The sequence below is a fragment of the Streptomyces sp. B21-083 genome, assembly GCF_036898825.1.
Lineage (GTDB): Bacteria > Actinomycetota > Actinomycetes > Streptomycetales > Streptomycetaceae > Streptomyces.
The window spans coordinates 1578941-1592174 of the sequence record NZ_JARUND010000002.1; the positions used below are offsets into that span (position 1 = coordinate 1578941).

Consider the following 13234-nt stretch of genomic DNA (forward strand, 5'->3'; position numbering starts at 1 on the left):
GGCCGTCGGAGTGGCGGTCAGGAGTGGTGGAACGGCAGTCCGGCGTCGGCCACCAGCTCCAGGTCGTCGGAGTCCTCGGCGGGCAGCAGCGTCGGTGTCCCGTCGGTGACCGGCACGACGCCCAGCTCCAGCAGCTCGGCCATGGCGGCGTTGCCGGCCATGTCCCGGACCTGGAGCTGATAGCGGGCCGTCGTGCGATACGTACCGCCGTTGTCGTCACCCGTGCGCTGGAGGAAGCCGGAGTCGGTGAGGAAGACGACGGCCTTGCCGACGATGCCGGTGGTCGAACCGGCCGGTCTCCGCGCGTCCTTGGTGGCCCCCGTGGCGCTGCGCCTTATCCAGATCCGCCAGGCTGCTTCGAGTCCCGGGGCGTCGCTGACCGGGTCGGTGATCTCGCCCTGCGCCTCGGCCCGCTCCTCCAGTCGCCGGCAGGCCTGCCGTACGAAGGCCTCGACGCCGTTTACGGTGACACGCCCGATGTAGCCGTCGTCGGCGAGGTCCTCGGGCCGCGGAAACGCCATGGCGGCCACGGCGAGGTGCGCGAGCCCGTGCAGGAACCGGTCCGACCCGTCGGCGGAGGTACGGCGGGCGTAGTCCCCCATCCGAACGGCGAACAAGGAGTCCTCGGCGGCGGTCACCGCCATCCCCGCGCGCGGGGACACCTCCAGCACCACCAGTCCCAGCCCGGCGGCCACGGCGTCGGCGAGCCGGGCGAAGGCCGAGTCCTCGCGGTACCGACGCAACAACTCGGCGTACTCCTGGTCCCGGGCGGCCTGCAGCTTGGGCTGAAGCCCGAAGGCGACCAGCCGCGCGGCATCAGCGGCATCGCCAGGAGTGATGACGGCAGCGACGGCCTCCGGCTCACTCCGGTCGACGTGCTCGTTCACAGCTGGGACTCCCTACGGTTCAGGTGGACGGGGGTGTGGTCAAGTGCCCCTACAGGGGCGCGGGGAACCGCGCGACAAGCCCCCACCGGCCGCGAGCCGACGAACAAACCGCACATCATCACGCCGCCTCCTTACGCCCCGCGGCCATCCCCACCACATCCAGCAACGCCATCCCGACGATCAGATCGGCGCCCCCGAACTCCGGGTCGTCCAGCTCCGTCCCGTCATCGACGGCGAACAACAACTTCCTCTCACCCTGCCGATAGGCCGTCCCGACCGGCGGACTGGCCGCGTGAACAGCCAACAGCGCCACCAGATAAGGGAGTTCCGCGTCCCGGAGACGCGCCTCGGCGAGCAGCCCCGACAGCCTCCGAGGCGCGTCCGCGGGCAGATCCAGCAACTCCATGGCCGCCGCCAGCTGTTCCTCGCTGAACCGGCTGTCGTACGGCGTGGCGATCAGATCCGGCTCCGGCATCTCGGCCCCGAGGTGCTCCCGCTCCAGTGGCGGCGTCAGCAGTATGTCCACGAGGTCGCCGACCCGGACCGACACCGGCGTACGAAGCCCCGTCCCGCGCGCGAAGAACGCGTCCGTGACCCGCACCGCTGCTTCCAGGGGCAACGGCAGGACAGGGGCGACCAGATGGCCGTACAGATCTATCCCCGAGGACGTCATCGGGGTCGCGAAGGCCTGCCGGTCCTGTTCGGCGCGGAACAGCGGTCCCGCCTCAAGGAGGCGGGACTGGAGAAGCGTGTGCCGCCGGATGCAGTCCTTCACGATGTCGACGAGTTCGGCGGCCCGCCGCTTCTGCTCCGGGTCCTCGGACTCGTCACGGGCCTTGCGGATGTTGGTCAGGATCGCGTTCTCGTGGCGGTACCGGTCGGCGACGTGGTCGAGCGCCTCGGCGATCATGTCGGGGACCGTCTGGAGCCAGTCCACCGCGCGCACGTTGCGCCGGGTCGCGTCCAGCGCCCTGCGCAGGATCTCGGAGTACTGCACGGTGCGGTAGCGGGCCTGCTCCGCGGCGAGCTGGGCGTCGGCCAGCCGGCCCCGGCTGATCAGCACCTCCAGCTTGACCTCCGCGGCGATCTGGGCGCTGGTGACATCGGTGTCGAGGGCGCCGACGAGTACGTTGACGGCCTCGTCCGTCGTACGGAGGTAGACGCTTCCGCCGTACCCCGGGACCTCTTCGATCAGCTTGAAGTCGTAGTCACGGCGTACATACGTGCCGTCCGGCGCGAACGTGCCGTACACGGCCCGGAAGCCGCGGTCGACGCTGCCGACGTTGATGAGGTTCTCCAGCACCCAGCGGGCGACGCGCTCGTGTTCGCTGACGGGCCGCCGCGGGGCTTGGGCGGCGATGCGCGGGATGAGGCGGGCGACGATCTGATCGTGGTCGGCGCCCGTGTCGAAGTCCATGTTGAGGGTGACCAGGTCGATGGCCGCGAGGGCCACCTCCGCCATGCCGTACACCGAGTACTCGCCCGCGAGATTCGCCTTGCGCGCGTCCAGGTCGTGGAGCGGGGCGGTGCAGGCGAGCGCGCGCAGGCGCCGCGCCAGTCCCTCGTCGGCGGCCGGGCCCGGAGCGGGCCGCGGCCCCGCGCTGAGCTGGGGCGGAACGCTGTCCGTCGATGCAGGCGAAGTCACGGTGCCCAGACTAGGTCCTCGGTCTGACAACTCCCCAAACGACGCGGATCGGCGCCGGCGGCCGGACGCGGGCCACCGGTCACCGGTCGTCCACGGGCCGGTCGTGGCAGGTTGGGAGCCGGCCGCGTCCGCGCGGCGGAGCCGAACTGCCGGAGGCCTCGTCCCTCAGCGGAGGGTTTCGTCCTCGCCCACCCTGCGCCGGTAGACGTCCACCACCCGCTCCAGCGAGTCGGCGAGATACACCGCGAGCAGCTCCTCGGCCTCGGCCCTGTTGCCTCGTTCGAGCGCCCGCAGTATCTGCTGGTTGCGGGCGAGATAGGGCTCGTGCAGGCGACGCGGATCGTCCACGACGTGGAAGGCGAGGCGCAGTTCGGCGAAGACGCTGCGCATCAGTTCGTCGGTGCGGGCGCTGCCGGCCAGCGCGACGAGTTCGCCGTGGAAGTGGATGTTGGCCGTGCCCAGCCTTTTCCAGTCACCGTCGCGCACCGCCCCCTGCCCCTCCTCGACGGCCGCGGCGAGGTTCTCCAGGGCGTACGGCGGCTCCCCGAGACCGCGGACCACGGCGCACTCGACGAGGGCGCGGGTGCGGTAGATGTCCTCGACGTCCTCGACCGCGAGGACCCGTACGAAGACGCCCCTGTTGAGCTCGTGGATCAGCAGGCGCTCGTGCGTGAGCAGGCGGAACGCCTCACGAAGCGTGTTGCGGGAGACGCCGAGGGCCCCGCCGATGCTGTCCTCGGAGAGCCGGGTCCCGGGCGGGAAGTACCCGTCGGCGATGCGGCTCCTGAGGATGTCCGACACCCGCTCGGCGGTGCTGGTGCGCCCGAGGAGCGCGCGGTCGTCGGCCAGTCCCGTCAACTGCTCTGCCATGCCCGGAATTCAATCGTAGATACGAGAACGAAACAACACGGGTATTGAAGGATCGTTCAACGATCCTCTACCTTGCTGAACAGACGCCATCGGATCCCACGGCGCCGACCGCTTCGACACAGCTCATTCCGGAAGCACCCTCCGTCCCTCATCTGCGAGGTGCACATGAGCACGACCCCTCCACCGCGGGCCCTGACCGGCGACGTCCACCCCGGAGCGCATGAGACCGCCGTCGACGAAGGCGCGTTCGCCTGGCTGCGGGCACTGGGCCCGCGCGGCCGCCGCGCCTTCGGCGGCGCGTTCGGCGGCTATGCCCTGGACTCGTACGACTACTTCACGCTGCCTCTGAGCATGGTGGCGCTGTCCGCGTACTTCGGCCTGGACAAAGGCCAGACCGGGCTGTTCACCACCGTCACCCTGGTCGTCTCCGCCATAGGCGGCGCCGGCGCGGGCGTGCTCGCGGACCGGATCGGCCGGGTCAAGGCCCTGATGATCACGGTGATCACGTACGCGGTCTTCACCGTCGCCTGCGGCTTCGCGCCCAACTACGAGACGCTGCTGGTGTTCCGCGCCCTCCAGGGCCTCGGTTTCGGCGGTGAATGGGCCGTCGGCGCGATCCTGGTGGCCGAGTACGCGAGCCCGAAGCACCGCGGCCGTACGCTCGGCGCGATCCAGAGTTCCTGGGCCGTGGGCTGGGGCCTCGCAGTGATCGTCTACACCATGGTCTTCTCGTTCCTCGACGACGACCTGGCCTGGCGCGTGATGTTCTGGACCGGCGCTCTGCCCGCGCTGCTGGTCATCTGGGTGCGACGCTCGGTGCACGACGCTCCGCGGGCGGTCGCCGAGCGCGAGAAGAACCCCAAGAAGGGCTCGTTCACGGAGATCTTCCGGCCCGGCACCGCCGAGTCCCCCGGCCTGCTGCGCATCACGGTCTTCGCGGCTCTGCTGTCCACCGGCGTCCAGGGCGGCTACTACACCCTCGCGACCTGGGTCCCCACCTATCTGAAGACCGAACGGGGACTGTCGGTCGTCGGCACCGGCACGTATCTCACGTTCCTGATCTCCGGCGCCTTCATCGGCTATCTGACCGGCGGGTACCTCACCGACCGGATCGGCCGCAAGCGCAACATCTGGCTGTTCGCGGTCCTCTCGGCGCTGTGCATCCTCGCCTACGCCAACATCCCCAACGGCTCCAACACCCTCCTCCTGGTGCTCGGTTTCCCGCTCGGATTCTGTATGTCGGCGATCTTCAGCGGCTTCGGCTCCTATCTGAGCGAGCTGTACCCGACCGCTGTACGGGGCACCGGGCAGGGCTTCACATACAACACGGGCCGGGCCGTCGGCGCCGTCTTCCCCACCACCGTCGGCTTCCTGGCCGACAGTTGGGGCGTGGGCGGTGCGCTGGTCTTCGGCGCCGTCGGATACGGCATCGCGGCCCTGGCACTGCTCGGGCTGCCGGAGACCCTCGGAAAGGAACTGCGGTGAACCGTACGGAAGACCGCCCCCTGTCCCTCGTCGACGAGCACGCGCACGCGTGGAGCCCGAAATCCGCGCGAGCCCGGTTTCGCGCGGGCCTCACGGGTCCCACGGCAGGCGTCGCGGCCGGCCACACCCAGGCCAACCTGATCTCGGTGCCCGCCGACTGGGCGTACGACATGCTGCTGTTCTGCCAGCGCAACCAGAAGCCCTGCCCGGTCCTGGACGTCACGGACGCCGGCTCGTGGACCACCGTCCTCGCCGAGGGCGCGGACCTGCGCACCGACCTGCCGCGCTACCGGGTCTGGCGGGACGGCGAACTGGTGGGGGAGCCCACGGACGTGCTCGCCCACTGGCGCGAGGATCTCGTGACGTTCCTCATCGGGTGCAGCTTCACCTTCGAGTGGGCGCTCGCCGGGGCGGGCGTCCCGATCCGGCACATCGAGCAGGGCCGCAACGTCCCGATGTACGTGACCGGCCGTCAGTGCCGTCCCGCCGGGCGGCTGCACGGCCCCATGGTGGTGTCCATGCGTCCGGTGCCGCCGCAGCACCTGGCGGCCGCGATCCGGGAGAGCAGCCTGCTCCCGGCGGTGCACGGCAGCCCCGTACACTGCGGCGATCCGTCCGGGCTCGGCATCGACGACCTCGGCCGTCCCGACTTCGGCGATCCAGTGGACCTCGCGCCGGACGACATCCCGGTGTTCTGGGCCTGCGGGGTGACCCCGCAGGCCGCGGTGATGGCGTCCCGGCCGCCCTTCGCCATCACGCACGCGCCGGGCCAGATGTTCCTCACCGACACCCGCGACGAGCAGTACCGCGTCGCCTGACCGGAGCGTGACAGGAGTCCGGAAGATGATCGACCTCAACGCCGACCTCGGCGAGGGCTTCGGCCGCTGGCGGCTGACCGACGACGAACAGCTGCTGTCCGTCGTCACCAGCGCCAACGTGGCCTGCGGCTTCCACGCCGGGGACCCGCCCACCATGCGGCGGGTGTGCGAACTGGCGGCCGAGCGCGGCGTACGGATCGGCGCCCAGGTCTCCTACCGCGACCTCGCGGGGTTCGGGCGGCGCGCGATGGACGTGCCGCCCGACGAACTGACGGCCGAGGTGGCCTACCAGATCGGCGCCCTGGAGGTCTTCGCGCGCGCGGCGGGCGCACGCGTGTCGTACGTCAAACCGCACGGCGCTCTCTACAACCGGGCCGTGCACGACGAGGAACAGGCCAGGGCGGTGATCGACGGAGTGCTCCTCGCCGGCAGGGGCCTGCCGGTGCTCGGTCTGCCGGGCTCGCGCCTGCTGGCGCTGGCCGAGGCGGCGGGCCTTCCCACCGTCCCCGAGGCGTTCGCCGACCGCGCGTACACCGAGGAGGCCACTCTGGTGCCGCGCGGCCAGGACGGGGCACTGGTGACCGACCCGGAGGCCGTCGTGGCCCGCTCCGTGACCCTCGCCCGGACCGGCGTGGTCGCCTCGCACTCCGGAACACCCCTGGCGATCCGCGCCCGCTCCCTGTGCGTCCACGGCGACACGCCCGGCGCGGTGGACCTGGCCCGCCGGGTCCGCGAGCGCCTTGAGGCCTCCGGCGTCCGCGTGGAGGCCTTCACATGAGCGGGACGAACGGGACGAGCGCCTTGAACGGCACGAGCGGCATGAGGGCGTTGCCCGTCGGCGACGACGCGCTGCTGATCGAGGTCTCCTCCGGTGACCAGGCCCAGGCCCTGCACGCGGAACTGCTGCGCCGGCGCGCGGAGGGCACGCTGTCCGTACGGGAGATCGTCCCCGCCGCGCGGACGGTCCTCCTAGACGGCCTCACCGACCCCGCCCGGCTGGCCTCCGAGCTGACCGCCTCCGACGTACCCCCGACGCTCCCCCGCACCGGGAGCGTCATCGAACTCCCGGTCCGCTACGACGGCCCGGACCTCGCCGACGTCGCCTCCCTCTGGGGCGTGTCCGAGGAAGCGGTGGCACGCATTCACGCGGGCACCGAGTTCCGGGTCGCCTTCTGCGGCTTCGCGCCCGGATTCGGCTACCTCACCGGTCTCCCGGCACGCTACGACGTTCCGCGCCGGGCCACCCCCCGGACGTCCGTCCCGGCCGGCTCCGTCGGGCTGGCGGGGCCGTACACGGGCGTGTACCCGCGTGCGTCGCCGGGCGGCTGGCAGCTGATCGGTACGACGGACGCGGTCCTGTGGGACCACACGCGCGTGCCGGCCGCACTGCTGTCGCCGGGCACCCGGGTCCGTTTCGTCCCGGTGGACCGCCGATGACGGATCGTGCGCTCTTCGTCGTACGGGCCGGGGCGCTGACCACCGTGCAGGACCTCGGGCGTCCCGGTCACGCCCATCTCGGGGTGCCCCGCTCCGGGGCCCTGGACGCGCCCACGGCCGCGCTCGTCAACCGGCTGGTCGGCAACCCGTCCAAGGCGGCCGTCCTGGAGACCACCCTCAACGGCTGCACCCTGCGCCCCCGTTGCCCGGTCACCGTCGCGGTCGGCGGCGCCCCCTGCCCGGTCACGGTCAACGGCCGCCCGGCCGCCTGGGGCGCTCCGGTGCGGGTGCCCGCCGGCGCGCTGCTGGACATCGGGACGGCCCTGTCCGGCGTACGGGCCTACGTGGCCGTCTCCGGCGGAGTCGCCGTCGAGCGGGTGCTCGGCAGCCGCTCCACCGACCTGTTGTCCGGGCTGGGTCCGCCGCCGCTGACGGACGGCGCGGTGCTGCCCCTGGGGCCTGCGATCGGCGGGCACGCGCGCGTGGACGTCGTTCCGCAGCCCGCACCCCCGGCCGAACTCGTGTTCAGGGTGACCGTCGGGCCACGCGACGACTGGTTCACGCCAACCGCACTACGGGCCTTCACCACGTCCACGTACCGGGTGTCCTCCGCGAGCAACCGCATCGGGCTGCGCACGGAAGGGCCCGCCCTGGAGCGGGCCGTCTCCGGCGAACTCCCCAGTGAGGGCATGGTCCTGGGCGCGGTCCAGGTGCCCCCGGACGGCAGGCCGGTGGTGTTTCTCGCCGACCATCCGACCACCGGCGGCTATCCGGTGATCGCCGTCGTACGCACCGCCGACCTGCCCGCAGCCGCCCAGGCGGCGCCGGGTACCCAGGTGAGGTTCGTGCCCGTACGCCGACGCTGAGCCGCCCCTACGCCGCCTCCGGTTCGGGCCCGGTGCTCCGCCACCGACAAGGCCCCCAGGGCCGCCGCCACGGCGTGGGAGGCCCCCAGGTCGAGGCGGGCGCTGGTACCCCGCGCACGGTGGCGGACCTCCTGGGCGGCGAGCCGGAGGAGTTGCGGCAGCAGGTCGGTGCACCGCCGCGCCACCCAGCCCGTCCCCGCGGTGCCCAGCCGGCGCAGGTTGGCCGACCGGGTTGGCGCGGGTTGTTCCGGCGCGGCCGACGGACCCGCACCGCCCGTGACGCCCGCCTCCGTGAGCAGCGCGTGGAAGCGGACCGCGAGCTGCCGGTGCCCCTGCTCGCCGGGGTGCAGCCGGTCCGAGCTCCACATCTCACGCCCGCCGAGCCACTCACCCTCGGCGGCGTGCACATACCCCGCCCCGTAGCGCTCGGAAAGCGCGTGAATGTCGGCGCAGGGTGTCGTTCACCCTCGGTCAGCGAGTCGCCGAGCGCCACCAACCGCAGCGGTCTCATCCGACACCCTCCGGTACGACGGGCCGCACGGGCGCGTCGTGCGCCGCGAGGAACGCCTCGACCGCTGTCGACCAGCCGAAACACTCCGCCCGCGCGCGTGCGGTCTCCCGGCGCTCGCGCTCGGGCCGCCCCAGCAGCAGCCGTATCGCGTCCGCGAAGGCCTCTCCGTCGTCTGCCGCGACGGCCCCGGCGGACCCGATCACCTCGGGCAGCGCGGAGGAGGCGCTGACGACCACGGGAGTACCGCAGGCCATCGCCTCCAGCGCGGCGAGTCCGAACGTCTCGGCGGGCCCGGGTGCCAGGCACACGTCGGCGGACGCCTGGAGTGCGCCCAGCAGTGCCCGGTCGGCGACGTGCCCGAGGAAAGTGACCGGCAGTCCGCGGTCCCGCGCCCGCTGCTCCAGACGGGCCCGCAGGGGCCCGTCCCCGGCGACCACCAGCCTCGCCCGCCGCCCGCGCCGCAGCAGCGCCCGCAGCGCGTCCAGGGCCGTGCCGGGCCGTTTCTCGACGGACAGCCGGGAGCACATCACCAGGAGCAGTTCGTCCTCGCGCGCGTGCGTGGCCCGCACCGCCGGGTCACGCAGTGACGGATGCCGTCGCACCAGGTCGACGCCCAGGGGAGCCCGTACGACGTTGCGCGCCCCGATCCGTACGAACTCCCGCTCGGCGAACTCCGTGGTGCACACCACGCGCGCGTAGGTGTGCGCGGTACGGGCGTTGAGGGTGTCGGCGGTGCGCCGGGAGAGGTTCTCCGGCAGGCCCCAGGTGCGCAGGACGCCGTCGGCGGTCTCGTGGGAGACCATCACCGCGGGGACGCGGGCCCGGCGCGCCCACTTGCCGGTCCATCTGAGGGTCGTGCGGTCGGACACCTCCAGGCGGTCCGGCGCGAGTTCCTCCAGGAGGGCGGCGACGCGCCGCCTGTCGGTGAGGACGCGGTAGCCACCGGTGCCGGGCAGCAGCGGGCCGGGCAGGGTGATCACGCGCCCCTGTTCGGTGTCGCTGTCGGTCGCCCGCTCACCGGGCACGATCAGGACGGGTTCGTGGCCTGCGGCCCGGTATCCGGCGCCCAGTTCGCGCAGCGCGGTGCGCAGCCCGCCCGAGGACGGGGCGACGAAGTTCGCCAGCCGGACGATACGCAGCGGTCCGCTCGCCCCGCGCGGTGTCTCGCCGTTCACGCGGCCACCGCCGTCCGCGCGCTGAGGATGTCGGCGTAGTGCCCGACGAGTTGGTCGCCGACAGCCGCCCAGGTACGGCCCTCGACCGTCGCCCTCGCGACGGCGCCGTAGGCGGCCCGCAGGTCCGGGTCACGGGCCAGGGACCACACCGCGTCCCGGACGGCGGCCGCGTCGCGCGGCGGGACCAGCAGACCGGTGCGCCCATGGGCGACCAGGTCCAGCGGTCCGCCCGCGGCGGGCGCGACGACGGGCACACCGCTCGCCATGGCCTCCTGCACCGTCTGGCAGAAGGTCTCGAACGGGCCGGTGTGCGCGAACACGTCCAGCGAGGCGAAGATCCGGGCGAGTTCGTCGCCGGTCCGGCGTCCCAGGAAGACCGCGCCGGGCAGTTGCTCGCGCAGGGCCGGCTCGCTGGGTCCGTCGCCCACGACGACGACCCGCACGCCGTCCAGCCCGCAGACCCCGGCGAGGAGTTCGACCTGCTTCTCGGGGGCGAGCCGGCCGACGTAGCCGACGATCAGCTCACCATTGGGGGCGAGTTCACGGCGGATGGCCTCGTCCCGGAGTTCGGGGCGGAAGCGCACGGTGTCCACCCCGCGCTGCCACAGCTTCACCCGGGGCACGCCGTGCGACTCCAGGTCGTGCAGGGCGGCGCTGGAGGGAGCGAGGGTGAGGTCGGCGGAGGCGTGGACGGAGCGGATGCGCCGCCAGGCGGCCGCCTCGCCCGCGTGGACGTACGTGCGGGCGTATCCGGCCAGGTCGGTCTGGTAGACGGCCACGGCGGGGATACCGAGCCGGGCGGCGGCGGCCATGCCGCGTACGCCGAGGACGAAGGGGCTGGCCAGGTGGACGATGTCCGCGCGGTGCTCGGTGATCGCGGCGGCGACGCGTCGGCTGGGGAGGGCGACGCGGACCTGGGGATAGCCCGGGAGCGGGAGGGAGGGGACTCGGACGACGGGGCACGGCGCCGAGGCGTCGGACCCGGCCCCGGCGGCGGTGGCCGGGGCGACGACGAGGGGAACGTGACCGCTGTCGACGAGGTGCCGGGCGGTCTGGAGCGCGCAGTGGGCCACGCCGTTCACATCGGGGGGAAAGGATTCGGTCACGATGACGACACGCATAGGGAGGTTGTCGCCGTACCGGACGTGCTCGCGTCAACGTCGATCTTTCCGTACGGGGAACGTCCCATGAGCGTTGCGCACCGGCCCCTCCCGGGTCGGCGCGCGTCCACACGCTCCTGATCCCCGGGTCATCCCCCGTTCACATGGCGGGTGGAATCGGGCCCGATACGGCTTCTCACCGCGGTCTGGACCTCGGCCTCCTCGGCCGGGTCGGCGGCGAGTCTGCGCAGTTGTTCGACGACCCTGGCGTCACCGGTCTCGGCGTGCCGGGCGGCGACCTCTCGGGTGGTCTCCTCGCAGTCCCACAGGCATTCGACGGCGAATCCGGCGGCGAAGGAGGGGTCGGTGGCGGCGAGGGCCCGGGCGGCCCGACCGCGCAGATGGGAGGAGGCGGTCTCGCGGTAGATGTGGCGCAGTACGGGGGCGGCGCAGACGATGCCGAGCCGTCCCGTGCCGTCCACGAGGGTCCACAGGGTCGGCGCGTCGGGTCCTTCGCCCCGTACGGCCTCCCGCAGTGCGCCGAGGACGAGGTCGCTGTCCCGGGTGGCTCCCAGGCAGGCGAGCATCCGTCCGGCGGCGGCGCCCAGGGGGTCGGGTCGGTGGACCCACCCGCGCGCGCGGTCGACGGCGGCGATACTGCGCATACGTTCGAATGCGTCGACGGCGGCCTCCACGACAGCCGTCGTGCCGTCGGCGACCGCGCCCTCGACCAGGTCGAGGGCATCGGGATCATTGCTGTCCGCGAGATAGCGCAGGGCCGTACAGCGGGCGCCGTCGCCACCGCTGCGGGCCGCCTCCACGATCTGGGGCCGGTCCTCCGGACCTGCCACAGCCGTCAGACAGCGCGCGGCGGGCACATGCAGGACTGCACCTCGGTCGAGGCCCTGCTGGGCCCACTCGAAGACGGCCTGCACGCTCCAGCCCGGGCGAGGCCCGGAGGGTCGCATCTGGCGTTGCCAGCGGTCGAAACAGCCGGTTTCCTGGGCGGCACGCACCCGCGCGGAGATCGATTCGCGTGAGTCCTCGGCCCACAGCCGCCAGGGCCGGGGTTCGAAGGCGTCCCGCACGGCGGCGGCGAGTTCCGCCTCGCCCTCCGGGTCGGTGCCGAAGCGGGCCAGCACGGGGGCGGCGAGGGCGCGCAGCCCCGCGTCGTCGTCCCTGAGTGCCAGCTCGTCCAGCGCCCAGGCCCAGCTGGTGCCGGTGGCGGCGTACCCGCGCAGCAGTTCGAGCGCGTCCCGCCTGCCGTAGGAGGCGAGGTGCCCGAGGACCGCGAGGGCGAGCCCGGTGCGTGACTCGTCGGTGTCGAGGATGTCCTCGGCGTCGAAGAGATGGGCCTCGATCTCGTCGAGCTCACCGTGGAGGTCGACATAGAGACGGGCGTAGTAGAGGGAGCGGTTCTCCACCTGCCAGTCGTGGCGGGGGTCGCGGAGCACGCATTGGTTCAGTGCCGCGAGCGCCTCGGCCCGCGGTGCGGTGAGTGCGTGCAGCGTGCCGTCGCCGCGGCCCCTCTGGAGCAGGCCGAGCAGCGTACCGCTGGGCGCTATGACCGGATCGAACATGGGAAACAGCCTCACATCAAGCGTCGACGCAACCGGGATCCTGCTTTACCTGGCCGCGTGACAACACGTCGGGGCGCCCGCCGTTTCCTGCTTGCTGTAGACCATCTTCCTCTGCCTCTCGTAGGTGGGCCCATGCGGACCGCATCACGGCCCGCGCGGTGCGGCAACATCTGCCCGGCCATCACGTCCATGAATCACGACGTCATGATGACCCGGCTGTTCAAGCTGCCGCGACCGTATTTCCGGCGGCCCCGTTCCGCCTCCCCCGTTTTCCTTGTCCTAGCTGGTCAGTGCGTACGGCTCAGTGCGCGCCGAACACCTCCAGCAGTTCCGTCTTGCCGAACATCCGGGCGGTGTCGAGAGCCGACGGCATGCCCGCTTCCGGGTCGGCGCCACTCTCCAGGAGCGCCTGGATCACGTCCTGCGCACCCTTGAAAACGGCGCCTGCGAGCGGCGTCTGGCCACGGTCGTTGATCCGGTCCCCGTCGGCACCGCGCGCGAGGAGCGCCCGGACCGCCTCGGCGTGGCCGTGGTAGGCGGCGAGCATCACCAGGGAGTCGCCTCGGTCGTTGGTGAGGTCGGCCGGAACGCCCGCGTCGACGTACGCCACGAGTGCCTCGGTCTGCCCCTGCCGCGCCAGATCGAAGATCTTGGTCGCCAGCTCCACGACCTCGGGGTCGGGGGCTTCACTCATCGACCGGACCGCCTCTCGTTACAACCGTACGGGTGAATCGCCAGAGTACTGGCTTAACAGGCGCAAGACCCGACTCCTGAGCAGCAAAGATCAGCCCGCCCAAATGACACCGAACAGGTACACCAGTGGAGTGAAATACGCCGAAATTCACCCAATTGCACCTTTT

12 protein-coding genes and 1 pseudogene are annotated in these 13234 nt (G+C 72.3%); 5 read left to right on the top strand and 8 right to left on the bottom strand.

Going from position 1 to position 13234, the window contains the following annotated elements; genetic code table 11:
• Positions 1 to 17 precede the first annotated feature (17 nt).
• The 3 genes from QA861_RS31135 to QA861_RS31145 all read right to left on the bottom strand — a co-directional run bounded on the left by QA861_RS31135 (position 18) and on the right by QA861_RS31145 (position 3402).
• The gene (locus QA861_RS31135; protein ID WP_334591993.1) at positions 18 to 887 is read right to left on the bottom strand and encodes a hypothetical protein; all 870 of its coding nucleotides are present in this window, start codon (positions 885 to 887) and stop codon (positions 18 to 20) included.
• A gap of 118 nt (positions 888 to 1005) precedes the next feature.
• Positions 1006 to 2532 carry a hypothetical protein gene (locus tag QA861_RS31140; protein ID WP_334591994.1) on the bottom strand — a complete coding sequence of 509 codons (1527 nt, stop codon included), beginning with the start codon at positions 2530 to 2532 and terminating at the stop codon, positions 1006 to 1008.
• A 165-nt stretch (positions 2533 to 2697) separates the two neighbouring features.
• Complete coding sequence (locus tag QA861_RS31145) at positions 2698 to 3402, bottom strand: GntR family transcriptional regulator (RefSeq protein ID WP_334591995.1); 705 nt, start codon at positions 3400 to 3402, stop codon at positions 2698 to 2700.
• Positions 3403 to 3567: 165 nt separating this feature from the next.
• On the opposite strand from QA861_RS31145, the gene QA861_RS31150 reads away from it, so the two are divergent.
• The 5 genes from QA861_RS31150 to QA861_RS31170 are packed head-to-tail and all read left to right on the top strand — an operon-like array spanning position 3568 to position 8008.
• The gene (locus tag QA861_RS31150) at positions 3568 to 4887 is read left to right on the top strand and encodes an MFS transporter (RefSeq protein WP_334591996.1); all 1320 of its coding nucleotides are present in this window, start codon (positions 3568 to 3570) and stop codon (positions 4885 to 4887) included.
• On the top strand, positions 4884 to 5705 hold the full coding sequence (locus tag QA861_RS31155) for a putative hydro-lyase (RefSeq protein ID WP_334591997.1): 822 nt from the start codon (positions 4884 to 4886) through the stop codon (positions 5703 to 5705). The genes QA861_RS31150 and QA861_RS31155 overlap by 4 nt, the downstream gene beginning before the upstream one ends.
• A 25-nt stretch (positions 5706 to 5730) precedes the next feature.
• Positions 5731 to 6483, top strand: coding sequence for a LamB/YcsF family protein (locus QA861_RS31160; RefSeq protein WP_334591998.1), 753 nt, complete (start codon positions 5731 to 5733; stop codon positions 6481 to 6483).
• Positions 6484 to 6524: 41 nt separating this feature from the next.
• Positions 6525 to 7142, top strand: a complete 618-nt coding sequence (pxpB, locus tag QA861_RS31165; protein ID WP_334594904.1) for a 5-oxoprolinase subunit PxpB — start codon at positions 6525 to 6527, stop codon at positions 7140 to 7142.
• Positions 7139 to 8008 carry a 5-oxoprolinase subunit C family protein gene (locus QA861_RS31170; RefSeq protein WP_334591999.1) on the top strand — a complete coding sequence of 290 codons (870 nt, stop codon included), beginning with the start codon at positions 7139 to 7141 and terminating at the stop codon, positions 8006 to 8008. Before pxpB ends, QA861_RS31170 begins: the two co-directional genes overlap by 4 nt.
• On the opposite strand, the pseudogene QA861_RS31175 reads toward QA861_RS31170, so the two are convergent.
• From QA861_RS31175 to QA861_RS31195, 5 genes and pseudogenes are all read right to left on the bottom strand, one after another.
• Positions 7909 to 8451 (bottom strand): annotated as a pseudogene (locus QA861_RS31175) (SGNH/GDSL hydrolase family protein); the annotation flags it as partial. The gene QA861_RS31170 and the pseudogene QA861_RS31175 overlap by 100 nt on opposite strands.
• Positions 8452 to 8515: 64 nt before the next feature.
• On the bottom strand, positions 8516 to 9694 hold the full coding sequence (locus tag QA861_RS31180; RefSeq protein ID WP_334592000.1) for a glycosyltransferase: 1179 nt from the start codon (positions 9692 to 9694) through the stop codon (positions 8516 to 8518).
• Positions 9691 to 10815, bottom strand: coding sequence for a glycosyltransferase family 4 protein (locus QA861_RS31185; protein ID WP_334592002.1), 1125 nt, complete (start codon positions 10813 to 10815; stop codon positions 9691 to 9693). Before QA861_RS31185 ends, QA861_RS31180 begins: the two co-directional genes overlap by 4 nt.
• A gap of 128 nt (positions 10816 to 10943) precedes the next feature.
• Entirely contained in the window at positions 10944 to 12374 is a 1431-nt protein-coding gene (locus tag QA861_RS31190) for a HEAT repeat domain-containing protein (RefSeq protein WP_334592003.1), read from the bottom strand.
• Between the two features lie 301 nt (positions 12375 to 12675).
• Positions 12676 to 13068: an ankyrin repeat domain-containing protein gene (locus tag QA861_RS31195; RefSeq protein WP_334592004.1), complete on the bottom strand. Its 393-nt coding sequence runs from the start codon at positions 13066 to 13068 to the stop codon at positions 12676 to 12678.
• Positions 13069 to 13234: the final 166 nt, after the last annotated feature.